Raw genomic sequence first — 25,372 nt, 5'->3', positions numbered from 1 at the left:
ATCAATCTCCTTCTGCCTGTGCCTTGGTGACGAATTGCTCGAGCCTGTCTGTGCGGCCTTCCCACAGCGAGCGCTGTTGTGACAGCCAGGCTTCCACAGCCGTGAACTGCTGCTTCTCGATAGTGCAGGTCCGGACCCGGCCCTGCTTGTGGGTTTGGATCAGGCCGCTGCCTTCGAGAAAATGGATGTGTTTCATGAACGACGGCAGGGCCATATCGAAAGGCTCGGCAAGGTCGCTGATGCTAGCTGGTCCTGTGCCCAACCGCGCTAGAACAGCACGGCGGGTGGGGTCTGCCAGAGCCTGGAAAATGCTGTCGAGTTGACTAGAATACTGATCCATAAAGCTAAGTATCACATCGAATTACTTAGCGCAATGGCTAAGTAATTCGATGTGCCGGCAGCCTTGACTTGGACAGACATCCTGTCACGTTGAGACCGCCGCTACCTGCGGCTGCACTCGGCATTTACGCCAAGAGTTCGGGAGATTACGATGAATGCGTTTTTGCGGATTGCAGCCCCGGCCGCCGCGCTGTTGCTGGCGGGACAGGCCGCCGCCAAAATTCCACTGATCAACGCCACCTGCCCCGGCAAGATCGAGGTTCACGCCGATCAGGGCGGGCCGGTCTATATCAACGGCAAGGAAGGCAAGCTGAAGATCTTCAACGAAAACTATTACGAGGCCAAGGGCAGTGGCGTGACAATCTCGATCAGCATCAATCCCGATGGATCGGCCTCTGTCAGCTATACCGGCAAAGGCGGCGCCAACGGCATTTGCACGGTCAAGTGATTTCATAAAAAGGCCCCATGAAACAGAGCATCGCCCTGATCGCCCTTGTCGTTCGCGACTATGACGAAGCGATCGACTTCTATGTCACCAAGCTTGGATTTGTGCTGGTTGAGGATAGCTATCAGCCGGAGCAGGACAAGCGATGGGTGGTCGTCCGCCCGCCCGGTGAAGGCAGCACATCCCTGCTCATAGCGCGCGCCTCTTCGGAGCATCAGGAAACATTCATCGGCAACCAGGCAGGCGGCCGGGTCTCCCTGTTTCTCCAGACGGACGATTTCTGGCGGGATTACAACAAGATGATCGAGACCGGCATCCGTTTCACCCGCGAGCCGAAGGAGGCACCCTACGGCATCGTCGCCGTGTTCGAAGATCTCTACGGAACCCTGTGGGATCTGGTGCAGTTCACGGACGGCCGTTGAGCTTCAGCGCTTCTTCTTGAACGGCTCCATGCCCTTGCGGGCAAGCTCATCAGCGCGTTCGTTCTCCGGATGGCCTGCATGGCCCTTGACCCAGTGCCAGGTGACTTTGTGGGTCCGGTTTGCGGCATCGAGCGCCTGCCATAGTTCGCCGTTCTTCACCGGTTTCTTGTCGGCGGTCTTCCAGCCATTCTTCTTCCAGCCATGGATCCACTTCGAGATGCCGTCCATGACATATTTGCTGTCGGTGTAGAGATCGACCTCGCATGGGGTCTTCAGGCTGGTCAGCGCGGTGATCGCGGCCAGAAGCTCCATGCGGTTGTTGGTGGTTTCGGCTTCGCCGCCGCACAGGTCCTTCTCAGTCTCGCCATAGCGCAGCACAGCGCCCCAGCCGCCCGGTCCTGGATTTCCGGAGCAGGCACCATCGGTGAAGATATCGACATGTTTCATGCGGGCAGTGTCTCGTTGGTCAAGCCATATTCCGCAGCGGTTGCAACGGAGCGGTGGAATTGCAGTTTTTTCAGGTATTCGAGCGGGTCTTTTTTGACCACCAGGGCGCCCGCCGGTGTCATCAGCCAATCGTAGAGCCGGGTCAGGAAGAAACGCAGGGCGGAGCCGCGGGCAAGCAGCGGCAGGGCTTCGATCTCGCCCGCGGTCAGGGGCCGCACGCTCTGATAACCCGACAGCAGCGCCATACCCTTGGTGATGTTGAAGGCGCCATCCTTTTCGAAGCACCAGGCGTTCAGGCAGACGGAAACGTCATAGGCGAGCAGATCGTTGCAGGCGAAGTAGAAGTCGATCAGGCCGGAAAGCTCGTCACCAAGGAAGAAGACGTTGTCGGGGAAGAGATCGGCATGGATGACGCCTTCCGGCAGGTCCTTTGGCCAGTTGGCTTCGAGGAAATCCAGCTCGGCTGCAATCTCGGTCTGCAAGCCCGGCTGCACCTCGTCGGCGCGGGCGCTTGAATTATTCCACAGCGGCCGCCAGCCGCCGACGGAGAGCGCATTTGTGCGGCGGATCTCGAACCCCTCGCTTGCCACGTGCATGGCCGCCAGCGCCTTGCCGACTTCACGGCAGTGATTGGCGTCGGGCTTGCGCAGCCACATGCCTTCAAGGAAGGAAATGACAGCGGCTGAACGGCCGGACAGGTGGCCGAGCAGCTTGCCATCAGCGCGCGGCAGCGGCAGTGGGCAGGAAAGTCCCTTGTCTGCGAGATGGTGCATCAGGCCGAGGAAGAACGGCAGGTCGTTCTGGTCCACGCGCTTTTCATAAAGCGTCAGGATGTAGGAGCCCTTGGTCGTGTGCAGCAGGAAGTTGGTGTTTTCGACGCCTTCGGCAATGCCCTTGTAGGACGTCAGCGTGCCGACGTCATAGGCGGTCAGAAAGCGGGCGAGATCGTCTTCGGTGATGTCGGTGTAAACTGCCACGATCGTTCCACTCTTTTTCGGGATTTGTTATTCTATCGCACCCGGCTGAGCGCGGGGAAACTGGGAGGTGCAGCGCGTTTCAATCGCCGTTCACGAATGCCATGTCCTGCGTCGTCAGCGGCACATGGCGGAGTTCGCGGTTGACGAGGAAGTTTTCGGTTTCCTCGACCGTATCGGCAAGCTCCACGGCGGCATCATAACGCGCGCGAAAAGCCTCGATGATCTCGTTGACGATGACCTCCGGCGCCGACGCACCGGCCGACAGGCCAACCGTAGAGATATCGGCGAAATCATCCCAGTCGATTTCCGACGCGCGCTGGACCAGCACCGATTTTTTTGCACCGGCCCGCAGCGCCACTTCGACCAGACGCTTGGAGTTCGACGAATTGGGAGCACCGACGATGATGAAATGGTCACAGCCGGGCGCTGCCTGTTTCACGGCTTCCTGACGGTTGGTCGTCGCATAGCAGATCGAATCGGCGGCAGGCGCCGTCAGGTTCGGGAAGCGTTCGTGCAGCCGCTTGATGACACCGGCGGTATCATCGACCGACAGCGTCGTCTGGGTGACGAAGCCAAGGTTTTCCGTGTCCGGCGGCATGTAGGTTTCGGCGTCCTCGACCGTCTCGACCAGCGACACCGCGCCTTCGGGCAATTGTCCCATCGTGCCGATGACCTCCGGATGCCCGGCATGGCCGATCAGCACGACATGACGGCCGAGCTTCTGGTGGCGCATCGCCTGCTTGTGCACCTTGGAGACCAGCGGGCATGTCGCGTCGAGGTAAAACAGGTTACGCTCGGTGGCATCGGCAGGCACGGATTTCGGCACGCCATGAGCCGAGAAGACCACCGGCTGCTTGCGGTGCTCCGGCGGGATCTCATCCAATTCTTCGACGAAGATCGCGCCTTTGGCCTCGAGCCCTTCGACGACATAGCGATTGTGGACGATCTCGTGGCGGACATAGACCGGGGCGCCATATTCCTTCAGCGCCAGAACGACGATCTGGATCGCCCGGTCGACACCGGCGCAAAAGCCGCGCGGGCCGCAGAGGCGCAGGGTGATCGGGATCTTTGCTGGAAGGGAAGCCGCCATTTATCAGAATGCCAGTAGAGTAAACACGAGGGCGAGAATTGCCGGGCCGCCCTGCACCAGAAGGATGCGCGGCTTGACCGACCATGCGCCATATATAGCGGCAACGATCACGCACACAAGGAAGAACAGCTTCAACTGGAATGCAAATTCCGGTGGAGAGGCGATCAGCGACCAGACAAGTCCAGCCGCGAGGAAGCCATTATAGAGCCCCTGATTGGCCGCCAGAGCCTTGGTTGCTTCAGCCTGTTCCGGCGTCATCCGGAACACTTTCCGCCCCTGTGGTCCAGTCCAGAGAAACATTTCGAGCACCAGAAAACCGATATGCATCAGAGCCGTCAGGGCGATCAGGATGTTTGCGAGAATGGCCATTCGATGTCCCCAAGAATGCTATTGCGCCGACCCTATGGCTTTCTGCGAAAGATGAAAATCCCGCTGATGACGACCAGTGCGGCAGCCAGTCCGTACCAGGTCATCGCGTATTGCAGATGGCTGTTCGGCAGGTCGAACTGCGTCACGCCACCAATCGGCATGCCGCCCTCATGTGACGTTGCGTCGGCATCGATGAAGAAGGGCACGACCTTTGCCGGATCAAGGCCAACGCTCGAGGCCATGACATCGAGGTCCTTCCAATAGAAGATGTTCTTGGCGATATCGTTGTCTGGTACCGCCCAGGATGGCTTTTGCAGCAGCTTGGCGCGGGAAAGCCCGGTAACGGTCTGCTCATCGGTCAACTGGCCCAGCTTGCGCATTTCCGGCTCTTTGGCTTCGAAGGTGACGAAGCCGCGGTTGACAAGGACGATCTGGCCGTCGGCCAGTTGCAGGGGCGTGTAGACGTAATAGCCGGTGCGGCCGCCATAGGTGGCGAAGAAATGCCGTTCCTTGTTGTTGAGATAGATGCCGGTGACGCGCACGGTGCGATAGTCGACATCCTCCCCCGCCTTTGCCAGAGCCTCGATGGCAGCCAAATCGGCAGGCGGCGCGGCGCGGCGTTCGGCGATCGATGCCAACAGCCCTTCCTTCCAGGCCAGCCGTTCCATCTGCCATGTGCCGAGGCCCAGAAGGATCGCGAGCGCGATGAGAACCAAAACGATGCCGACGACGCGGCCAACCAGCCCGCCGCGCTTTTTATCCGATACCGTATCAGCCACGATCGATCTCGCCCTGGCGTGCATTGTTGCGGAATTGCACATTGATCAGAACGCCCTTGAGCATGCGCATGAGAACCAGGCTGAAGGCGATGGCGAGCGGTATCCACAACAGGAAATGCACCCAGAGCGGTGGATTGATATTGACCTCCATCCAGAGTGCCGCCCCAACCACGATGAAACCGACAATCAGGATGACAAAGACCACCGGACCATCGCCCGCATCGGCAAAACCATAATCAAGACCGCAGTTGGCGCAGGACGGTTTCATCGTCAAAAATCCGTCGAACAGCTTACCCTGACCGCATCGCGGGCAAAGCCCTTTAAGCCCGGCCTTGACCGGCTCGACCGGCGGGAAATGTGCGCTGTCTGCGTGCATGTCGTCGTGTTCCTTCTTGCGCTGCTTTTCCATAACCCATTCGCACCAGCAGCGATATATCGGCCACCGCGACCTTTGGGCCCATCGGCACGCCGTCGTTCCGGCAAAGAAAAAGGCGGGCGCATATGCACCCGCCTTCACAATTTTTCGGTTCAGAGCCCGATCACATATGAGCGACCGGGGCACCCCAGCCACCCCAGATGTAGATCGAGAAGAACAGGAACAGCCAGACCACGTCGACGAAGTGCCAGTACCAGGCGGCGGCTTCGAAGCCGAAATGCTGCTTCGGGGTAAAGTCGCCCTTCACTGCGCGGATGAGGCAGACCAGGAGGAAGATCGTGCCGACCAGGACGTGGAAGCCGTGGAAACCGGTCGCCATGAAGAAGGTCGCGCCGTAGATCGAATCCTTGAAGGCGAACGGAGCGTGCATGTATTCGTAGACCTGAACATAGGAGAACAGGGCGCCGAGCAGCACGGTCAGCGTCAGGCCGTTGATCAGGCCCTTGCGGTCACCGTGCAGCAGCGCGTGGTGTGCCCAGGTGACGGTGGTGCCGGACAGCAGCAGGATAACGGTGTTGTAGAGCGGCAGGTGCCACGGATCGAGAACCTCGATGCCCTTCGGCGGCCAGACACCGCCGGTGAACGCGGCGCGGGTTGCCTGGATCGCTTCGCCCGGGAACAGGCTGGCATCGAAATAGGCCCAGAACCAGGCGACGAAGAACATCACTTCCGAAGCGATGAACATGATCATGCCATAGCGCAGATGCAGCGACACGACGCGGGTATGATGGCCCTCATGCGCTTCCTTGATGGTATCCGACCACCAGCCGTACATCGTGTAGAGAACGACGGCGAGACCGATGAAGAAGAACCACGGATGCGCCCAGTCGAGACCGAACAGGTGCAGCGTGCCGCCCGACAGGTATCGCATATAGCCGACACCGCCGAAGGCCATGACGAAGGCGCCGATCGAGGCAAGCAGCGGCCATGGGCTCGGATCAATAATGTGGTAGTCGTGGTTTTTCTGGTGCGCATCGGCCATGTGGACTATCCCCGATAAGTCTTTCTCATGTCGTCATTTCCGGCTTAGCCGAAAACTGTGATCTGTCAAAGTTTGTTGTCAGTTTCAGCAGGCTTTCCCGTCAGCGCCGCGACCGGCTTTGATGGTTCGCGGGCGTAGAACGTGTAGGACAAGGTCAGTGTGTTGATCCCCTTGGTCTCGACCGCCTTGACGATTTCCGGATCGACGAAGAACACCACCGGCATCTTCATGTCTTCCCCCGGCTGCAATGTCGTCTCGGTAAAGCAGAAGCACTCGACCTTGTTGAAATAGGCGCCAGCCGCCATTGGCGTCACGTTGAAGACCGCCTGACCGGTCGTCGCCGTTTTCGCCATGTTGGTTGCTTCGAACTCGATCTGCACGGTTTCGCCGATCTTCAGTTCGATCTCACGCTGCACCGGCTTGAAGCTCCAGGGCAGGTCGGATGCGATATTGGCATCGAACGTCACCTTGATCTTCTTGTCGAGGATAACATCGGAAGCCTGCTCGACCCGCTTGGTCGTGCCGTTATAGCCGGTTACCCGGCAGAACATGTCGTAGAGCGGCACGGCGGCATAGGCCATGCCGGTCATGCCGACGACGAAGGCGAGACAGGACGCCACGATGACGCCGTTTGCCCGTTCCTTCTTCTGTTCTGGCGTTTTGATCGGTGCCATGATCGCTCCTTACTGGACCATGCCGTTGCTGAACTTGATCAGCGTCACGACATAGAAAATGGCAACGAGACCGAAGAGAACGGCACAAAGCGCGATATTACGGCCGCGGCGCGACTTCTTCTGGGCGTCCGTGAGTGTCACGAGTTCCATCAGGCAACCTTTCCGGCAGTGAGCCACAGCGTGGCAATCAGATGATCGACCATCAGCGCGGAGAAGATCGCGAAGAGATAGAGGATCGAGAACGCAAACAGCTTCTTGGCAGGGATCATCTTCTCGTCACCCTCCGGCATGCGATGGACGCCGATAGAATACCAGATGAAGCCGAGGCCCAGCGCTGCGGCAAAAGCGCCGTAATAGTAGCTTGAGAAACCGAGGATCGTCGGCACGACGCCGATGATCGCGGTCAGGACGGCATAGATGACAATCTGCGTCTTGGTGGTCGCCTCGCCCGAGACATTCGGCAGCATCGGCACGCCGACCGCCTCATAATCGCGCATCTTGAACAGAGCCAGCGCCCAAAAATGGGCCGGCGTCCACAGGAAGGTAATCAGGAAAAGCACGATGCTTTCGACGGCGATGCCATTGGTGACGCAGGCCCAGCCGATCATCGGCGGGAAAGCGCCGGCCGCGCCGCCGATGACGATGTTCTGCGGCGTCGAGCGCTTCAGCCACATCGTATAGATGACGGCGTAGAAGAAAATCGTGAAGGCGAGCAGACCGGCCGACAGCCAGTTGACGACGATGCCGAGGATGCAGACCGAGAAAGCCGACAGCGTCAATCCGAACGACAGCGCTTCCTGCGCCGTGATCTTGCCAGCCGGGATCGGCCGCTTTGCCGTGCGGGTCATGATCGCGTCGATATCCGCGTCGTACCACATGTTGAGGGCACCGGAAGCTCCAGCACCCACGGCGATACAGAGTATCGCAATGAAACCGATGAAAGGGTTGATGTGCCCGGGTGCCATCACCATGCCGGCGAGGCCCGTAAACACCACCAGCGACATAACGCGCGGCTTCAGCAGCTCGAAGTAATCGCGCGCAGAGGCTTCAGAGAGACGAACGACGCCTTCCGTGCCGCTTGCTTCGTGATTGTCGATAACCCGCATGTCCAGTCCTTGGATTTATCCGGCGCATCCATGCGCCGTGTTGCCGGGCATACCCGGCGTTGAGAGAAGCCGCCTTTGCGGGCGGCTTCGGCCCGACGTTGAACGAAGCCGCCGTTTCCGGCGGCTTCGGATCGATTGCGACGCTTACTTGATGCGCGGCAGCTGTTCCCACTGGTGGAATGGCGGCGGCGATGTGAGCTGCCATTCGAGCGTGTTTGCGCCCTCGCCCCATGGGTTGTTGCCGGCAACGCGCTTCTTGGAGAAGGCTTCGAAGACGCCGAACAGGAAGATCAGCACGGCAAAGGCCGAGATGTACGAACCGTAGGACGACACGGCATTCCAGCCTGCATAGGCATCCGGATAGTCGATGTAACGGCGCGGCATACCGGCAAGGCCGAGGAAGTGCTGCGGGAAGAACACCAGGTTGACGCCGATGAACATGACCCAGAAGTGCAGCTTGCCGACGAATTCCGAATACATGTAGCCGGTCATCTTCGGGAACCAGTAGTACCAGCCGGCGAAGATCGCGAACACGGCGCCGAGCGACAGAACGTAGTGGAAGTGGGCAACCACGTAATAGGTGTCGTGCAGCGAACGGTCGAGGCCGGCATTGGCGAGCTGAACGCCGGTGACGCCGCCCACGGTGAACAGGAAGATGAAGCCGATCGCCCAGACCATCGGCGTGGTGAAGCGGATCGAACCACCCCACATCGTCGCGATCCAGGAGAAGATCTTCACGCCGGTCGGAACCGCGATAACCATCGTGGCGAAGACGAAGTAGCGCTGCGTGTCGAGCGACATGCCAACGGTGTACATGTGGTGCGCCCAGACGATGAAGCCGACGGCGCCGATCGCAACCATGGCATAGGCCATGCCGAGGTAACCGAAGATCGGCTTGCGCGAGAAGGTCGAGACGATGTGGCTGACGATGCCGAAACCGGGCAGGATCAGGATGTACACTTCCGGGTGACCGAAGAACCAGAACAGGTGCTGGAACAGGATTGGGTCGCCGCCGCCTTCAGGCGCGAAGAAGGCCGTGCCGAAGTTGCGGTCGGTGAGCAGCATGGTGATGCCGCCTGCCAGAACCGGCAGCGACAGAAGCAGCAGGAAGGCAGTGATCAGAACGGACCAGGCAAACAGCGGCATCTTGTGCAGCGTCATGCCCGGAGCGCGCATGTTGAGGATCGTGGTGATGAAGTTGATCGCACCGAGGATCGACGAGGCACCGGCAATGTGCAGGCCCAGGATCACAAGGTCCATGGCAGGCCCCGGCTGACCCGATGTCGAGAACGGTGGATAGATCGTCCAACCGCCACCCGCGCCATAACCGCCTGCAGGACCTTCGACGAACATCGAGAGCAGAACCAGCAGGAAGGCCGGGATGATCAGCCAGAAGGAGATGTTGTTCATGCGCGGGAACGCCATGTCCGGCGCGCCGATCATGATCGGAACCATCCAGTTGGCAAAGCCGCCGATCAGCGCGGGCATGACCATGAAGAAGATCATGATCAGAGCATGTGCTGTCGTGAAGACGTTGAACATCTGCTTGCCGCCATCGATGGCAGCATCGCCTTCGAAGCCGTAAACCATCTGCGCCAGACCGTGGAAGATCTGGATGCCCGGCTCCTGCAGCTCGGCGCGCATGAAGACCGACAGCGTGCCGCCGATGATGCCCGCGAAAATCGCGAAGATCAGGTAGAGCGTGCCGATATCCTTGTGGTTGGTCGAGAGGAACCAGCGCTGAAAGAAGGTCAGCGGCTTGTGTGCGTGGTCATGGTCGTGCCCGTGATCGTGGGCATGGTCATGAAGGTGATCGTGTTGCGCGGTTGTTCCGGCCATTGGGTCGAGCTCCCCTTCGAATTACTGTGCGGCGTTTTCAGCGACGTCTACGGTCTTAGCCGCGCCGTCGATGGAAGCCATGAGTGCCTTGTTCGCCTCACCAACATTGGTGGCGGCGGCAGCGAGCCAAGTGTTGTACTTGTCTTCGCTGACGACCCGGATGGCGATCGGCATATAGGCGTGATCCTTGCCGCAGAGCTCGGAACACTGGCCGTAGTAGAGACCTTCGCGCTCAGCCTTGAACCAGGTTTCGTTGAGACGGCCAGGAACAGCGTCGATCTTCACACCGAAGGCCGGCATGGCGAAGGCGTGGATGACGTCGGCAGCGGTGACCAGAACGCGAACCGTCTTGCCAACGGGAACGACGACCTCGTTGTCGACGGCGAGAAGACGCGGATATTCGTGCTTGTCTTCCTTGCCGAGCGAGGCGCGGTCTTCTTCCTTCATCATCAGGCTGTCGAAGGAGAGCGGGGTTTCGCCGACTTCGTATTCGTAGGACCAATACCACTGGTTACCGGTCGCCTTCAGGGTGATATCCGGATTTTCCGGCGGCGTCAGCTGCGCAGTCAGCAGCTGGAAGGATGGGATCGCCAGAAACAACAGAACAATCACCGGACCGAGCGTCCAGACGATTTCGATTGCCGTGTTATGGCTGGTCTTGGATGGAACCGGATTCTTGCTTTCGCGGAAACGGACCACGATCCAGATCAGCAGCGCCAGGACAAAAAGCGTGATCGGAATGATGAACCAGAGCGTGTAATGCTCGAACCATGTAATTTCTTCCATGATTCCGGTTGCTGCGGTCTGAAAGTTGGTCTGCCATGCGACCGGCTTGTCAGCCAAAGCATTCGAAGCAAAGAGCAGACAGGCAGTCGATGCCAAAACTGCAAAAGCCTTGTTTTTCACTATAGTGTCTCCCTGGGCGCTTGATCAGGATCAAACCGTAACGCAGAATCCTTAGCCATACTGAAGCGCTTCAAACCACAGTTTGATGATGGCCGCAACATCTGTCCATTCAAGCCCATGCGGCATTTTGCGCAAATGACGCTTTTCACACAAACTGTTAAGGCCTCGCAGGCCTTAGAGATGCCGGCAGCCGCAAAAGCACGCCGAGGCACCCGACATTTACTCCACTCTCCCCGCCCCCTATACCATACATAAGAGACGACCGGCACTCCGCCGGCGCGCATACACCGGAGTTTTGCGGCTGATTTGCCGTTTTGGTCCAGTTTAGAAGCCCCATTTCCGCCACACCGGGCTGGAATGTACCGCGCGGGGCTTTTCATTTGCGGCTACGCGCTTCAAGAATAGCCAGACTGATTCTTAAGTTTGAGGTTTTCATGGGCCTGTCCCTCCTTTCCCGGCTGCCGATCGCGGCGTTCGGACTAGCTGCCGCCCTTCTTTCCCATACGGCGGCGGCCCAGCAACCCGGAGCACAACAGCCAGGCACACCCGGCACGGTGAAGTCGAACCATGGCGCGTGGTCGATCGTCTGCGACCAGCCGGCAGGAGCAACGGCCGAACAGTGCGCCCTGATGCAGAACGTTATTGCCGAGGACCGGCCGGAGGTCGGCCTTTCGGTTGTCGTCCTCAAGACCGCAGACCGCAAGGCAAAAATCCTGCGCGTTCTGGCCCCGCTCGGCGTTCTCTTGCCAAACGGTCTTGGCCTGAATGTAGACGGCAAGGATATCGGCCGCGCCTATTTCGTCCGCTGCTTCTCCGACGGCTGCTATGCGGAAGTGGTTCTGGAAGACGAGCTCTTGAAAACCTTCCGGTCCGGCGCACAGGCAACCTTCATCGTCTTCCAGTCTCCGGAAGAAGGCATCGGCATTCCGGTCGACTTGAAGGGTTTTGGCGAAGGCTACGACGCGCTGCCGTAAGCGGTTTCCCTTCCACTTCTCCCCAACGGGGGAGAAGTGCCGAACGTAAGTGAGGCGATGAGGGGCCAACAGTACGGACCGCCTGTGTGGCTCCCCTCATCCGGCGCGACGCGCCACCTTCTCCCCGCCGGGGAGAAGAAAAACCGCAGACCTTTGCACACATTGGCAAACCGATGCTTCCTGGCGGGAGCGTCTTGACATCTGCGCTTGCCCCTCACCGCACCTGTCCCTACATAAAGCACCATATTCCTTCGTATCTGGAGCCCTCGCCCATGAACACCGATCTCATCAAACTGTTCGACAGCGACGAGGCTGCCATTCGCGAAGTTCTGGCGCAGACCTTGTCGGGTGCTGATGATGGCGAACTGTTCATCGAACACAGCCAGTCGGAATCGCTGTCCTTCGACAATGGCCGCCTGAAGGGCGGCAGTTTCAATACCGACCAGGGGTTTGGCCTGCGGGCGGTGGCTGGCGAAGCGGTCGGCTATGCGCATGCGGGCGATCTATCGCTCTCCGCGCTGAAACGGGCAGCCGATGCGGTCGGCGCCGTCACACGCGGCTATTCCGGCACCTATGCTGCAGCCCCGCAGCGCACCAACAAGAAACTCTATGGCGACGAAAACCCGATCGGTGAGCCGAGTTTTGAGGCCAAGGTTTCGTTGCTGCAGGAAATCGACGTCTATCTGCGGGCCAAGGATCCCAAGGTCCGGCAGGTGACCGCCTCGATCGCCGCCAGCTGGCAGGTGGTCGATATCCTGCGCGCCGATGGCGAACGCATGCATGATATCCGGCCGATGACGCGCCTCAACATTTCCGTCGTCGTCGGCGAAGGCGACCGGCAGGAGGCCGGATCCTACGGTGTCGGCGGCCGCCGCGGTTTTGGCGATTTTGTCACCGTGGACAACTGGCGGCGCGGCGCTGACGAAGCTCTTCGGCAAGCGCTTGTCAATCTCGAAGCCGTCGATGCTCCGGCCGGCACCATGGATGTCGTTCTCTCATCGGGATGGCCGGGTGTGATGCTGCATGAGGCGGTCGGTCACGGACTGGAAGGCGATTTCAATCGCAAGAAGACCTCAGCCTTTGCCGGCCTGATGGGCCAGACGGTTGCGGCCAAGGGCGTGACCGTCGTTGATGACGGTACGATCGAAAGCCGCCGCGGTTCGCTGACCATCGACGACGAAGGCACGCCATCCGGCTACAACGTCCTGATCGATGACGGCAAGTTGGTTGGTTACATGCAGGACCGCCAGAACGCCCGGCTGATGGGCATGAAGGCGACCGGCAACGGTCGGCGCGAATCCTATGCGCATGTGCCGATGCCGCGCATGACCAACACCTACATGCTCGGCGGCGACAAGAGCCCGGAAGAAATCATCGCCTCGGTCAAGAAGGGCATCTATGCCGTCTCCTTCGGTGGCGGCCAGGTGGATATCACCTCCGGCAAGTTCGTCTTCGGCTGCACCGAGGCTTATCTGATCGATAACGGCAAGATCGGCGCGCCGGTCAAGGGCGCGATGTTGATCGGTAACGGGCCCGACGCCATGCAGCGCATCACCATGATCGGTAACGACATGAAGCTCGATACCGGCATGGGCAATTGCGGCAAGGGCGGCCAGTGGGTGCCTGTCGGCGTCGGCCAGCCGCATTTGCGCATGAACGACATGACTGTGGGCGGCACGCAGGCCTGATCGTCCAAGAACGGCCCTGCGGCCGCCAGGCGCCTTCCCGCCTCAGCCGCGGGACGGCAACAGCATGCAGTCATACGAGCGCTGTTTCAGCCTGCTGCAAGCAGCGGCAGCGTCCTCCCGGCTGGAAAAACCGACGAAGCGGGCGCGATAGACCCGGCCGGCACCGTTGCCGACGGCCTCGGTATACGGCGAGGCTGACTGCAGCGTGTGGCCTGCAGCAACACTCGCCTGCGCCAGCAGGGCACGCGCTGCCTCTTGAGACGGCGCTGCTGAAATCTGGATCTGCCAGGCACCGGCCGGAAGAACATCCGCGGTGTTTTCGAGCTCATTCATCGCCGCCGGGCGCTCGGCTGGGATTGCTGAATGCGACGACGAGCTGGCGATCAGTGCGGCGACCGCATCGCTGCTCCGGCGCTCCGGCGCCGCAAAAGGCAGTGGCACATCGGACGCGCCGAGGGCGGCGACCTCCACAGGGCCGCGGGTCTTTGCGGCAGCCACCAGCGCACGGCTGCCCGTGCGCGACGCCTTGCCGATATGGCGATCGAGCAACGCAGCCATCTTGTCGTCGCGGCTTCGAGCAGTGCGGCCGCCAAGCACGACGCCGATGACCCGCCGATTGCCGTCCCGGACGGCGCTGACGAGATTGAAACCCGAGGCATTGGTATAGCCGGTCTTGATCCCGTCCATGCCGTCATAGCGGTACATCAGGTTGTTGTGGCCGCGGACCTTGCGGCCACGGAACACAAAGCTCTCGGTGGCAAACAGCCTGTACTCCTTGGGAAAGTCACGCATCAGTGCGATCGCGAGCGTCGACATGTCGCGCGCCGTCGTCACCTGGGCGCGTGCCGGCAGGCCGGACGCGTTGATGAAGACGGTCCGGCTCATACCGAGCTGGCGCGCCTTCTTCGTCATCATCTGGGCGAATTTGGCTTCCGTTCCACCGAGCTTCTCTGCCATCGCGGCTGCCGCATCATTGCCCGAGCGCACGATCATGCCGAGGACCGCCTCGCGTACCGTCAGCTTCATCCCCGCCTTGAGCCCCAGCCGCATCGGTGGTTTGGCCGCCGCCGTCTTCGACACCTTGATTTGGCTGTCCCATTTGATGGTGCCGCGGTGAAGCGCCTCGAAGGTGAGGTAGAGCGACATCATCTTGGTCAGCGAGGCTGGATGGTTGAGCGTGTCGGGATTTTCCGCCGACAGCACCTTGCCCGTGCGGGCATCGAGAATGATCGAGGCGCTGCCTGCAAAGGCCACCGCCGGTCCGAAGGCAAAAGTAAACATTGCCCAAAGCAGGCATCGAAAAGTTGTCATGCCGGTCCCCATTCGCTGGCACCCTTGAGCGGGCGCGGTTTTGCGTCATTTTGCGACAGAGCCGTGTCTTTGCTGCAACTTTGCGGCGGAATGCGCCTATCCGGCACTACTTTTATCGCAGTGGTAAACGAAGAATTAACGTTGCCGCCGGCCGGCCGGCCAAAGGCAACAGGCGCTCTAACACTGCACCTCAGTAACCGGGCATGGCCGTTACGGAACCAATCCCCCCTGCCCGCGTTTACCGGACACGCCGCATAACCGTTTGAAAAAGCGGCCGGTTCAATGCAAGGGAGTTACATCATGGGACGCGGAATTCTACTCTGGCTGCTGGGGGTTCCGATCCCCATTATCATCCTACTCGCCCTCTTCTTCCGATAGGTGGCGCGATGACAATCCCGGTTTCAACGGTACCGTCAGGCACCACCATCGAATCCTCGGATTCCGCCGTCAGCTGGGGCGCGATCATCGCAGGTGCCGTGGCGGCGGCGGCGATTACGATCGTTCTCTCGCTGCTCGGCTCCGGCATCGGGCTGAGCATGGCCTCCCCCTTTTCGTCACAGGGCGCATCCTTGACAACCTTTGCCGTCACCGCGGCGATCTGGTTCATCGTCGTGCAATGGGCCTCTGCCGCATTCGGCGGATATATTGCCGGCCGCCTGCGGACGAAATGGACCGGCGTTAACCGCGACGAGGTGTTCTTTCGCGACACAGCCCATGGTGTGCTCGCCTGGGCGCTCGCAACGTTGATCGTCGCCGGTGCATTGGGTTCAGCTGTATCATCCGCAGTCGGCACTGGTGTGCAGGCCACGGCGACGGTGACAGCAGGCGCGACAGCGGCGGGTGCCGCGGCAGCCTCGTCAGATGCGGGCAGCAATGCGACGTCCTACTTTGTCGATAACCTGCTGCGCCCGGCCACACCTGCTGCAGCACAGGCTGGCGCGGGGGCGGACGATACGGCAGGTCAGGTGTCCCGTATCCTCCTCACCAGCGCTGCCAACGGCGAAATGTCGACCGGTGACCGAACTTACCTCGATCAGCTCGTTGCTGCCAAAACGGGCTTGTCGGAACCGGATGCCAAGGCCCGCGTCGATGCCGTTTTGAAAAGCGTCGATGAAGCCAAGGTGGCTGCGACGGAAGCGGCCGAGACGGCACGCAAGGCCAGCGCATCCGTCGCGCTGTTTGGCGCGCTGTCCCTGTTGATCGGTGGCTTTGTCGCCGCAGTCGGTGCGGCACTCGGCGGCCGCCAGCGTGATGAAGTCGATGGGGTGTTGCCGCGTTAACTGCCAACAACCATTGGAATAATATTATAAGGCGGGCCGCGAAAGCGATCCGCCTTTTCGTTGCCCAATCTGCCATTCAGCCGGTGTTAACGCCAGGATGGCTAATGTCGCGGTCGATTTTGCGCTAGGGGATGCACTTGAAAAACATGCTGCGACAAGCCGTCAAACGCACGGCCATTACGGGTGGCTTGACCGTTGCCGGGTTGCTGCATGCTGGCGGGCTGATGCGGCAGGCGCGCGGTCGCGGCGCGATCTTCACGCTGCATCATGTTCGCCCGAAACGGCCTCGCACCTTTGATCCCAACGCCCATCTGGAGATCACCCCGGAATTTCTGGATACAGCGATCTCGACATTGAAACGCGATGGCTACCGGTTTATTGCCCTCGATGCGCTGGCTGCCCATCTTGCCTCGAAGGATCCCCAACCGGCTGCCGTTTTCACGCTGGATGACGGCTATCGCAACAATCTCGACCATGCCGCGCCGGTGTTTTCCAGACACAGTGTACCCTTCACGGTATTTGTTGCCGGCGGCTTCATCGATCGCACCCATACGCTCTGGTGGGAAACGCTTGCCGATCTTCTGGAACAGCAGTCAAGCCTGACCTTCGATTTCGGTGCAGGTGACGAAACCCTGCCGCTTGGCAGCCTGCCGCAGAAGCAGAGCACCTTCGACCGGTTTGCCGCCTTCCTGCATTCTATCGACGAAGCCACGGCGATCGACCGGCTGAACCGGATAGCGCAGGCATCCGGCATCGATGCCATAGGGATCACCACTGCTTTGACGCTGGACGAGGCAGGCCTCAAAACACTGATCGAAAACCCGCTCGCCAGCCTTGGCGCGCACACGATCAGCCATCGTTCGGTCACACGCCTCAGCGACGAAACGGCAAGCGCTGAAATGGACCTTTCGGCCCGCAGGGTGGAACAAATCACCGGACGCCGGCCGACATCGCTTGCCTATCCCTATGGCTTTGCCACCGCCGTCTCGGCCCGCGATCACCGTTTGGCCGCCGGTCTTGGCTTCAGCACCGCCGTGACGACGCAGCCAGGAACGCTGTCCAATGCGGTCAACACCGCCGCTCTGCCTCGCATTTCGCTGAACGGTCATTTTCAAAAGGCTGGATATGTCAGCGCGCTTGCCTCGGGCATTGCCTTCAGGTTGATGGGCGCGCGCTGAGCACCTTCGATCAGGGATACATGCGCACCTTCGACCAATCGCCTTCCGGCGCATCGCGGCGGAACTCGATCCGGTCGTGCAGGCGAAAAGCGCCATCCTTCCAGAACTCGATCGACGTCGGCTTGATGCGGAAACCCGACCAGTGATCGGGGCGCGGAATCTCGCCGATGGCATATTTCAGCGTATATTCGGCAACGGCCTTTTCCAGCGCAAACCGGCTTTCCAGCGGCCGCGACTGTTTTGACGCCCAGGCGCCGATCCGGCTGCCGCGCGCACGGGTCTTGTAATATTCGTCGGCCTCTTCATTGCTGACGATCTCCACCGGGCCGCGCACGCGCACTTGGCGGCGCAGCGTTTTCCAGTGAAAGCACATCGCAGCCTTCATGCTGCCAAGAATTTCCTGGCCCTTGTGGCTTTCGAAATTGGTGTAGAAGACGAAGCCGCGCTCGTCGAAATCCTTCAGCAGCACCATACGCACATCCGGCAGGCCATCTGCATCTACCGTCGCCAGTGCCAAGGCATTGGGATCGTTGATTTCTGCGGCCTGCGCCTCTTTCAGCCACGTGCCAAAAAGGGAAAAGGGCTCATTCTCTTGCGTGAAGTCACCAGTTGTTAACCCAGTCTCACTCATATTGCCATCCAATGCCGTAATGTGTGGCGCGAACGCAGTTTCCGCCCGCCGAACGAAAAATGTCAGAGCTTGCACGTTGCGTCTTAGGACCTTGAAGCCGCTCTTTCCAGTCTGACAGGTATGCCGTTGCAAGACATAGCAAAGTGGATCAAGGACACAAAGGGTTTATCCCGGTTGAGCGGCATTGCCGCAGTGTGCCTGGCCGCGACCATTCTTTCGGGATGCCTTGGCGGTCTCGATTTTTCCGGAACACCCGAGGTCGACCGAACCGTCTCGACAAATTCCGTGCCCTCCGTCCGGAGTGACGAAGACAATTCCGACGCACTCACCGTCAAAAATGCGGTGTCGTCAGCCGATGTGACACGGATTGCCGGAAACCCCATTCCCTGGGCGAACTCCAGTTCGGGCAGCACCGGTGTGATCAGCAGCATCTCCGAGGAACAGGTGAACGGCACCACCTGCCGCCGGTTCACCACCACCCGCCATTCCTATCAGGGCATCGCCAAGTTTGACGGCAATACCTGCCTGCTCGGCAATGGCCAATGGTATCTCACCAGCTTTGGCCCCCGCAGCTGATATCGGGATTGGCACGCTTCGCTACCGCGTATTAACCACGCCACAACAAAGACGCGGCGCGAAGCCACGAACACAACCGGCGCACGCCCACAGCTAACCGTAATTTAAGCAGCAGCTTCTCATCATCACCGGCATAGGGAGAAGACCGCCGGGACGCGGCTCCCCGATTGTTTCAACAGGCTGAAACGAACCGCGAAATGCGGCACCTCAGTCTTCAAGGGCGGTGACAGGCATGCGTGATCCCTATTCAGTGCTCGGCGTCAGACGCAATGCCGGACCGGACGAGATCAAGGCCGCCTGGCGGTCCGTGGCAAAAGCCGTGCATCCCGACCAGAACAAGGATGATCCGCTCGCCACCCAGCGCTTTGCCGAGGCTGGACGCGCCTACGAGGTGCTGAAGGACCCGAAGCTGCGCAACCGCTACGACCACGCCCGCCGTGAGGCTGAACTGCGCCGCATGGAAGAAATGAAGCGCAAGGCGCGGGGACCGGAAGAGGAAACCATCGACCCGGAAACCGCCGAAGAGATGATTTCGCGCATTTTCGAGACCAAGGACAGGGCACGGGCGCAGAACGCAAAGCCGCCAGAGAAGAAGCCGGCAACGGCTGCGCCGCAGGCAAAGGCCGAACCGGCGCCGGAAGCCCGACCGGAGCCCAAGGCAGAAGCTGTGCCGGAATCCGAAGCCAAGCCGGAACAGAAAGTCGAGGGCGACAGGACGCCCATGTTCGGCGGCTTCCCACGCGCCGCAGCACCGGCAGCAGACCTTGTTTCGGCGATCGTCCGGCGCATCCGCGGCGCGGCCAGCAAACCCGCACTGGAAAAGGTGCCCGATATCTTCTGCGACGTCACGGTCTCGATCGAGGAGATCTTCCGCCGTGAAAAGGCAACGGCAACGCTGCCCGACGGACAGACATTGAAGGTCACTCTGCCCGCCGGCACGACCGACGGCAGCGTCGTCCGTCTCAAGGAAATGGGTTACCGCTTGAACGGCATGCAGCGCGGCGATGTCGTTGTTACCGTGCGCGTGCTGGAGGACGGCCGCTTCCGCAGCGACGGGACCGACCTGCGGACCACTTTGCCAGTCAATATCCAGGATGCCATCCTCGGATGCGAGATGACGGTCGAGACCCTTACCGGGGCCATCAGGGTAACCATCCCGGCATGGTCCGGCTCCGACCATGTGATCCGGCTTGAGGGTCACGGCCTGCCGACAGCGGAGGGCAAACGCGGCGATCTACTGGTGGAACTGCGGCTGATGCTGTGGGAAAAGCCGGATGAAAAGATCACCGACCTGATGCGCAGCCTGCGCAATGGCCTGTTTCTGTAAAGATTTTGCGACAAACGCCGTGGATCGCTGCCAGCAATATGGCCACTGACCCAATATTACGGGGACTAACACTTCCTGATCTCCCCCGCGCTTGAACCACCGGGACGGCTATGTCATAGCCAATGCTCGAAAAATTCAGAGCCGACGCGACCGCAAGGGGCGCGAAGGCTCCGGCAGGTTCAACATATGCGAATTTCCAGTCGGCCAATGCCTGACTGACGAAAGCATAGGCTTTATTGGGGGCATAACATCATGTCGCAAACATCCGGTCTGATGAAGGGCAAACGCGGCCTTATCATGGGTGTCGCAAACAACCGGTCGATCGCATGGGGCATTGCCAAGGCAATTCGCGCACAGGGCGGCGAACTGGCATTCACCTATCAGGGCGACGCCTTGAAGAAGCGGGTCGAACCGCTGGCCGAAGAACTCGGTGCCGTCATGGCCGGCCATTGTGATGTCAGTGACGAATCCACGATCGACGCCGTTTTCGACAACCTGGAAAAAATCTGGGGCAAGATCGACTTCATCGTGCACGCCATCGGCTTTTCCGACAAGGACGAGTTGACCGGCCGTTATGTCGATACGTCGGCCGCAAACTTCGCCCTGACGATGAACATCTCGGTCTATTCCTTCACCGCCGTCGCGCGGCGTGCGGAAAAGCTGATGACCGATGGCGGCTCGATGCTGACCATGACCTATTACGGCGCCGAAAAGGTCATGCCGAACTATAACGTCATGGGTGTTGCCAAGGCGGCCTTGGAAGCCAGCGTCAAGTATCTTGCCGTCGATCTCGGCCCGAAGAACATCCGCGTCAACGCGATTTCGGCTGGCCCGATCAAGACGCTTGCTGCGTCCGGCATCGGCGATTTCCGCTATATCCTGAAGTGGAACGAATACAACGCGCCACTGCGCCGCACCGTCACCATCGAGGAAGTCGGTGATGTCGGCCTCTACATGCTGTCGGACCTGTCGCGTTCGGTCACCGGTGAAGTTCATCACGCCGACAGCGGCTACCATGTCATCGGCATGAAGGCCGTCGATGCGCCGGATATCGCCGTCGTCAAGGACTGATACGCCTCCGAAAGAATTCCGGGGCTCTCGTGTAGCGGGCGCCCCGGCTCCTGCCTTGGGGCCAAGCCCCCTGCCCCGGAGTTTCTCCGTGACCATTTACATGATCCGCCACGGACAGACCGACTGGAATGCGCAAATCCGCATGCAGGGCCAGAAGGACATTCCGCTCAACGATACCGGCCGCCGCCAGGCGAGCGGCAATGGCCGGTCACTTCTTGCCATTCTCGGGCAGGATGTTGAAAAATTCGACTTCGTCGCCAGCCCGCTTCACCGCACCCGCGAGACCATGGAACTCATTCGCGAAGCCATGGGGCTTGCCCGCAACGGCTACCGCATGGACGACCGGCTGAAGGAAGTCTCCTTCGGTGATTGGGAGGGTTACACGATGGCCGAACTCGAGCGGGAGATGCCCGAACGGGTGGCGGAACGTGAATTGGCGAAGTGGGATTTCATCCCGCCGGGGGCGGATGCTGAAAGTTATGAAATCCTGTCCTGGCGCATCGGCGCCTGGCTTTCCAGCGTGTCCGGGCCGACCGTCTGTGTCAGCCATGGCGGCGTCATCCGCACGCTGTTCAAGCTATGCGGCGCCATGGATGCGGAGGAAGCAGCACTCGGCGCCATTCCACAGGATCGAATCTTGAAAATTGAGAACGGCACAATCGGCTGGCTCTAGGCTGCCTTTGGCCGAAGGTGGGAAAAGCGGCGGATTGTTCAATCAGCCCGCCACCCGAATGATGCGGCACTGAGCCAGTGCCGCGACTGCAGTCTTACTGCACGATTTCCAGATCATTGATGACGCGCTTGCCATCGACTTCGGTGTAGAAAACCAGAACCTTGACGCCCTGCTTCAGGCCATCAAAGTTGAATTCTTCCGGTGCCTGGTAGTTCTTGCCGTCGTCCAGCGACAGGCTCAGCTTGTCGGTATCGACGCCGGTGATCACGGCCTCGACATCGGCACTCTCGGCGAACGCGGCAAGCGGCGAAAAGAAACCGGCTGCGGCCATCAACGTAGCAACGATGAAACGCATCTGTCTTGCCCTCTTCAGTGATTCATTCAATTTTGTTGTGCCCACTGTTTGATCTCCGATTGTGGCAAAAATCGCCCGCTGCCGTGTCATTTAAAATTTTACCGAATTTGGACCGCTCTTTAGAAAGCTCATGGTTAACCAAATCCTGATCGACAGCGTCCCTCCCGCCGAAGAGCCGATTTCATAGCAGGAACAGCCTCTAAAGCCAATCTTAAGACTCCCTCTCTACCGTGAGGCCGGGGAATATGGGGTGCATGGCCGTTGACTAAAAGCGCTACAATCCGTCATCGCGCCTGGGCGCTTGCCAGGCTGGCGAAACCGTCGCTTTTTCCCGCCTTCATCGCCGTTGCCGTCGTTTTCACCGGCGGCTACTTCTTCGAGCAGCAGAACCGCGAAAACTTCCGCAACGAGCTGAATAGCAACGTCCAGAACGAGCTCAATCTTGTTTCCCTGCGCCTGCAGAGCGAGATCAACAACAACATCACGGCGCTACGCGGTTTTGCCAACAGTTTCGCCGTCGATCCGAACATGGCCCAGCCGCTTTTCGACCAGTTGGCGACCAAGCTGCTGATCCAGAATCCGCAGATGGTGCGCGTCAGCGCTGCACCCGATGCCGTCATCCGAATGACATTTCCCCTCAAAGGAAACGAGCGGATGATCGGCACCGACTTCAAGAAATTCCGTTCCTCCCGGGTCGCCATCGACCGGGCCGAATCGAGGGCCAAGCCCATTCTGGCCGGCCCAGTCAGGCTTCCGAGCGGCCGGACCGGCTTCAATCTGTTTTCGCCGGTCTTCACCAGGACTGACAACAGCCTGGTCTTTTGGGGCTTCATGGAAGCCGTCATCGACGAACGGGATATCTACACCAATGCGGGCCTCATCGACGCAGGCAAGCATAGTGACGAAGCTGATGGCGGCCACCGGCATACCAATATCCAGCTGGCAATCCGCGATGTCTCGGTGAAAAACAGCATCCAGGATGCATTCTTCGGCGATACCGATCTCTTCGAAAAATCGCCTGTCATCCGCCAATTGCAGCTGCCCGGCGGAACATGGGAACTGGCGGCGATCCCAGCCGACGGCTGGGCGCAGGAGCCCGCCAACAGCACATGGCTGGAAACCGCGATCTTCATCGCTGCCGCGATCATCATCATCCCGATCTTTCTGACCGGCGGTTTCGTCAACGAGCGCCAGCGCAACATCGCCAAGCTTCGCGCACGCGAGCGGGAACTGCTGACCGTGTCACATCGGCTCAATCTGGCGCTTGAATCCTCCAAGATCGGCATCTGGGAAATTGACCTCGACACGCAGACACGCTCCTGGGATGAGCGCATGTACCATCTGCATGGCCTGCCACCGGGCGGCGGGGATCCAAGCTACGCGGAATGGCGCGGCTCGGTGCATCAGGACGATATCAGGGCGGCATCCCTGACCCTGTTCAGGGCGTTGGATGAAGATCTGGAATATCGGTCGCAGTATCGCGTCGTCATGGCCGACGGCAGAATCCATCACGTCCGCAATGCCGGCTCCACGCATGTGGGTGCCGATGGCAAAGCCAAGATCACCGGCATCAGCTGGGATGTCACCGACGACGTCATGATGACGGAGCAGCTGCGAACGGCAAAAGCCGTTGCCGACCAAAAGAACGCCGAACTGGAAGATGCCCTTACCGGTCTGTCGGAACGCGAACAACAGCTGGAGGCGATCACCAGACGCCTCGATCTGGCGCTCGATTCCTATCAGTGTGGCATGTGGGAAGCCGATCTCGACGCGGGCGTCACCTACTGGGACGAGCGCATGCATCAGCTTTACGGGCTGACCTATGTCGACGGCATAACGTCACATGAAACCTGGATCAACACGATCCATCCCGATGACCGCGAAGAGACACTTTCAAGCGTGGGCCACACCATTTCGACCGGCCTCCCTTATGTGCAGGCCTCCAGGGTGGTGCTGACAGACGGAACAATCCGGCATATCCGCTCCGTCGGCAAGATCCACGAGGCGCCCGGCGGTAACCGGAAGCTGATCGGCATTGCCTTCGATATCAGCGATGACGTGCTTTTGACCGATGAACTGCGCACCGCAAAGGCAATGGCCGAAGCCAAGAACGGCGAACTGGCCGATGCCAAGGACCGTATCGAACACAATGCCCTGCACGATCCGCTGACGGGCCTTGGCAATCGCCGCATGCTCGACAAGGAACTTGAAGCGCTGTCGGCCGCCCGCAAGGATGGTCTGCAGAACATCGCGATCCTCCATATCGACCTCGATCGCTTCAAGCAGATCAACGATACGCTCGGCCATGCGGCGGGTGACGCGATGCTGGTGCATGCCTCGAAGATCCTGCGCGCAAACGTGCGTGCCGGCGACATCGTGGCGCGCATCGGTGGCGACGAGTTCGTCGTGCTGGCCGCCAATCCGCCGAGCAAGATTTTCCTGTCCAGTTTGTCCGAGCGCATCATTGCCCAGATGCGCCAGCCCGTCGATTACAACGGCTTTCCCTGCCGCTTCGGTGTCAGCATCGGCATTGCCTGTGCCGGTAACATGGCGATCGACGAACGCCAGCTGCTGGTCAACGCCGATATCGCACTCTACCGGGCCAAGGAAAGCGGCCGCAACCGGCATGAATTCTTCACCGAAGCGCTGCAGGCCGAAATCATCACGACCAAGCGGATTGCCGATGAGATTCTTGAAGGCATTGAGCAGAACCAGTTCGTTGCCTGGTATCAGCCGCAGTTCGACGCCGGTACGCTGCGCCTTTCCGGCGTCGAGGCACTGGTACGCTGGAACCATCCGCGCGAGGGCGTTCTGACGCCAGACAAGTTCCTGCATATCGCCGAGGAGCTGAATGTGGTGGCAACGATCGACCGTATCGTGCTCGACCGGTCGCTGATCGACGCGATGCGCTGGGCAGCGCTGGGTATCGACGTTCCGAAGATCTCCGTCAACGTCTCGGCCAAGCGGCTTAGCGACGACCTGCTGTTGAACTCGCTGCAAGGCCTGTCGTTCAAACCGGGTCAGCTGTCGTTCGAACTGGTGGAATCGATCTTCCTCGACGAGAGCGACGATATCGTTACCGCCAATATCGAGGGCATCAAGAAGCTCGGCATCGATATCGAAATCGACGATTTCGGCACCGGCCATACCTCGATCGTCAGCCTGCTGAAGATCAAGCCGAAGCGGCTGAAGATCGACAGGCAGCTGGTTGCGCCCATTCTCAACTCCCGCAACGAACAGGCATTGATCCGTTCGATCATCGAGATCGGCCGCTCACTCGGCATCGAAACGGTCGCCGAGGGCGTCGAAACCATGGAACATGCGGAAATGCTCGGCCTGCTCGGTTGTGATCTCCTGCAGGGTTATGCTTTCGCCAAGCCCTTGAGCTTCGACAAGTTCGTGGAATTCGCCAACAAGGATGCCCTGCAACTGGCGTCCTGATTGGCTTTCGCGACAGGACACACTGTTCACGACGCAATCATGATATTTCGCCAGAA

Annotated in this window: 27 protein-coding genes; 11 read left to right on the top strand and 16 right to left on the bottom strand. The window is 59.9% G+C overall.

The window, feature by feature from the left end:
• Window position 1: 1 nt before the first annotated feature.
• Entirely contained in the window at window positions 2-340 is a 339-nt protein-coding gene (locus tag ASC96_RS20000; protein ID WP_060504864.1) for a metalloregulator ArsR/SmtB family transcription factor, read from the bottom strand.
• Between the two features lie 150 nt (window positions 341-490).
• On the opposite strand from ASC96_RS20000, the gene ASC96_RS19995 reads away from it, so the two are divergent.
• Both ASC96_RS19995 and ASC96_RS19990 read left to right on the top strand, forming a co-directional pair.
• The gene (locus ASC96_RS19995) at window positions 491-787 is read left to right on the top strand and encodes a hypothetical protein (RefSeq protein ID WP_060504863.1); all 297 of its coding nucleotides are present in this window, start codon (window positions 491-493) and stop codon (window positions 785-787) included.
• Window positions 788-804: 17 nt separating this feature from the next.
• Complete coding sequence (locus tag ASC96_RS19990) at window positions 805-1,206, top strand: VOC family protein (RefSeq protein ID WP_060504862.1); 402 nt, start codon at window positions 805-807, stop codon at window positions 1,204-1,206.
• 3 nt (window positions 1,207-1,209) lie between these two features.
• On the opposite strand, the gene rnhA is transcribed toward ASC96_RS19990, so the two are convergent.
• The 12 genes from rnhA to coxB form a co-directional block, all read right to left on the bottom strand.
• Complete coding sequence (rnhA, locus tag ASC96_RS19985) at window positions 1,210-1,653, bottom strand: ribonuclease HI (RefSeq protein WP_060504861.1); 444 nt, start codon at window positions 1,651-1,653, stop codon at window positions 1,210-1,212.
• On the bottom strand, window positions 1,650-2,630 hold the full coding sequence (locus tag ASC96_RS19980; protein WP_060504860.1) for a homoserine kinase: 981 nt from the start codon (window positions 2,628-2,630) through the stop codon (window positions 1,650-1,652). The genes rnhA and ASC96_RS19980 overlap by 4 nt, the downstream gene beginning before the upstream one ends.
• 79 nt (window positions 2,631-2,709) lie before the next feature.
• Window positions 2,710-3,720, bottom strand: coding sequence for a 4-hydroxy-3-methylbut-2-enyl diphosphate reductase (gene ispH, locus ASC96_RS19975; protein WP_060504859.1), 1,011 nt, complete (start codon window positions 3,718-3,720; stop codon window positions 2,710-2,712).
• A 3-nt stretch (window positions 3,721-3,723) separates the two neighbouring features.
• Entirely contained in the window at window positions 3,724-4,089 is a 366-nt protein-coding gene (locus ASC96_RS19970; protein WP_060504858.1) for a DUF1304 domain-containing protein, read from the bottom strand.
• Window positions 4,090-4,121: 32 nt separating this feature from the next.
• Window positions 4,122-4,892: an SURF1 family protein gene (locus ASC96_RS19965; protein ID WP_082512173.1), complete on the bottom strand. Its 771-nt coding sequence runs from the start codon at window positions 4,890-4,892 to the stop codon at window positions 4,122-4,124.
• A complete protein-coding gene (locus ASC96_RS19960; RefSeq protein ID WP_060504898.1) occupies window positions 4,861-5,244 on the bottom strand; it encodes a DUF983 domain-containing protein in 384 nt (127 codons plus the stop codon). Before ASC96_RS19960 ends, ASC96_RS19965 begins: the two co-directional genes overlap by 32 nt.
• A 163-nt stretch (window positions 5,245-5,407) precedes the next feature.
• Entirely contained in the window at window positions 5,408-6,286 is an 879-nt protein-coding gene (locus tag ASC96_RS19955; protein WP_060504857.1) for a cytochrome c oxidase subunit 3, read from the bottom strand.
• A gap of 65 nt (window positions 6,287-6,351) precedes the next feature.
• Window positions 6,352-6,960 carry a cytochrome c oxidase assembly protein gene (locus ASC96_RS19950; RefSeq protein WP_060504856.1) on the bottom strand — a complete coding sequence of 203 codons (609 nt, stop codon included), beginning with the start codon at window positions 6,958-6,960 and terminating at the stop codon, window positions 6,352-6,354.
• Between the two features lie 9 nt (window positions 6,961-6,969).
• On the bottom strand, window positions 6,970-7,110 hold the full coding sequence (locus tag ASC96_RS33440; protein ID WP_060504855.1) for a hypothetical protein: 141 nt from the start codon (window positions 7,108-7,110) through the stop codon (window positions 6,970-6,972).
• Window positions 7,110-8,066, bottom strand: a complete 957-nt coding sequence (locus tag ASC96_RS19940; protein WP_060504854.1) for a heme o synthase — start codon at window positions 8,064-8,066, stop codon at window positions 7,110-7,112. The genes ASC96_RS33440 and ASC96_RS19940 overlap by 1 nt, the downstream gene beginning before the upstream one ends.
• A 144-nt stretch (window positions 8,067-8,210) precedes the next feature.
• Window positions 8,211-9,905, bottom strand: a complete 1,695-nt coding sequence (gene ctaD, locus ASC96_RS19935) for a cytochrome c oxidase subunit I (RefSeq protein ID WP_060504853.1) — start codon at window positions 9,903-9,905, stop codon at window positions 8,211-8,213.
• 21 nt (window positions 9,906-9,926) lie between these two features.
• Window positions 9,927-10,811: a cytochrome c oxidase subunit II gene (gene coxB, locus ASC96_RS19930; protein WP_060504852.1), complete on the bottom strand. Its 885-nt coding sequence runs from the start codon at window positions 10,809-10,811 to the stop codon at window positions 9,927-9,929.
• A 434-nt stretch (window positions 10,812-11,245) separates the two neighbouring features.
• Here coxB and ASC96_RS19925 point away from each other — a divergent pair, with 434 nt between their 5' ends.
• Window positions 11,246-11,785 (top strand): invasion associated locus B family protein, encoded by a 540-nt coding sequence (locus tag ASC96_RS19925; RefSeq protein ID WP_037106408.1) that lies wholly within the window; start codon window positions 11,246-11,248, stop codon window positions 11,783-11,785.
• Between the two features lie 272 nt (window positions 11,786-12,057).
• Window positions 12,058-13,473: a metalloprotease TldD gene (gene tldD / locus ASC96_RS19920; RefSeq protein ID WP_060504851.1), complete on the top strand. Its 1,416-nt coding sequence runs from the start codon at window positions 12,058-12,060 to the stop codon at window positions 13,471-13,473.
• Window positions 13,474-13,515: 42 nt separating this feature from the next.
• Here the strand turns inward: tldD and ASC96_RS19915 are convergent, their stop codons facing one another.
• Window positions 13,516-14,754: a D-alanyl-D-alanine carboxypeptidase gene (locus tag ASC96_RS19915; RefSeq protein WP_244482202.1), complete on the bottom strand. Its 1,239-nt coding sequence runs from the start codon at window positions 14,752-14,754 to the stop codon at window positions 13,516-13,518.
• Window positions 14,755-15,170: 416 nt separating this feature from the next.
• Between ASC96_RS19915 and ASC96_RS19910 the strand changes: the two genes are divergently transcribed.
• Both ASC96_RS19910 and ASC96_RS19905 read left to right on the top strand, forming a co-directional pair.
• Window positions 15,171-16,064, top strand: coding sequence for a hypothetical protein (locus tag ASC96_RS19910; RefSeq protein ID WP_060504850.1), 894 nt, complete (start codon window positions 15,171-15,173; stop codon window positions 16,062-16,064).
• A 146-nt stretch (window positions 16,065-16,210) separates the two neighbouring features.
• Entirely contained in the window at window positions 16,211-17,242 is a 1,032-nt protein-coding gene (locus ASC96_RS19905; RefSeq protein WP_112834553.1) for a polysaccharide deacetylase family protein, read from the top strand.
• 10 nt (window positions 17,243-17,252) lie between these two features.
• Here the strand turns inward: ASC96_RS19905 and pdxH are convergent, their stop codons facing one another.
• Window positions 17,253-17,873 carry a pyridoxamine 5'-phosphate oxidase gene (gene pdxH, locus ASC96_RS19900; protein ID WP_060504895.1) on the bottom strand — a complete coding sequence of 207 codons (621 nt, stop codon included), beginning with the start codon at window positions 17,871-17,873 and terminating at the stop codon, window positions 17,253-17,255.
• A 126-nt stretch (window positions 17,874-17,999) separates the two neighbouring features.
• Here pdxH and ASC96_RS19895 point away from each other — a divergent pair, with 126 nt between their 5' ends.
• The 4 genes from ASC96_RS19895 to ASC96_RS19880 all read left to right on the top strand — a co-directional run bounded on the left by ASC96_RS19895 (window position 18,000) and on the right by ASC96_RS19880 (window position 21,520).
• Complete coding sequence (locus ASC96_RS19895) at window positions 18,000-18,449, top strand: RT0821/Lpp0805 family surface protein (protein ID WP_060504894.1); 450 nt, start codon at window positions 18,000-18,002, stop codon at window positions 18,447-18,449.
• 232 nt (window positions 18,450-18,681) lie between these two features.
• The gene (locus tag ASC96_RS19890; protein ID WP_060504849.1) at window positions 18,682-19,776 is read left to right on the top strand and encodes a DnaJ C-terminal domain-containing protein; all 1,095 of its coding nucleotides are present in this window, start codon (window positions 18,682-18,684) and stop codon (window positions 19,774-19,776) included.
• 252 nt (window positions 19,777-20,028) lie between these two features.
• Window positions 20,029-20,847, top strand: a complete 819-nt coding sequence (gene fabI / locus ASC96_RS19885) for an enoyl-ACP reductase FabI (protein WP_060504848.1) — start codon at window positions 20,029-20,031, stop codon at window positions 20,845-20,847.
• Between the two features lie 88 nt (window positions 20,848-20,935).
• Complete coding sequence (locus ASC96_RS19880) at window positions 20,936-21,520, top strand: histidine phosphatase family protein (RefSeq protein WP_060504847.1); 585 nt, start codon at window positions 20,936-20,938, stop codon at window positions 21,518-21,520.
• A 94-nt stretch (window positions 21,521-21,614) separates the two neighbouring features.
• On the opposite strand, the gene ASC96_RS19875 is transcribed toward ASC96_RS19880, so the two are convergent.
• Entirely contained in the window at window positions 21,615-21,875 is a 261-nt protein-coding gene (locus tag ASC96_RS19875; protein ID WP_037106378.1) for a DUF1344 domain-containing protein, read from the bottom strand.
• Between the two features lie 261 nt (window positions 21,876-22,136).
• Here ASC96_RS19875 and ASC96_RS19870 point away from each other — a divergent pair, with 261 nt between their 5' ends.
• The gene (locus tag ASC96_RS19870) at window positions 22,137-25,316 is read left to right on the top strand and encodes an EAL domain-containing protein (protein ID WP_112834555.1); all 3,180 of its coding nucleotides are present in this window, start codon (window positions 22,137-22,139) and stop codon (window positions 25,314-25,316) included.
• Window positions 25,317-25,372 lie beyond the last annotated feature (56 nt).

The sequence above is a fragment of the Rhizobium sp. Root1204 genome, from assembly GCF_001424965.1.
Classification (GTDB): domain Bacteria; phylum Pseudomonadota; class Alphaproteobacteria; order Rhizobiales; family Rhizobiaceae; genus Pararhizobium.
Note: the sequence above shows the minus strand (reverse complement) of the source record. Positions and strands in the feature narration are given on the sequence as shown.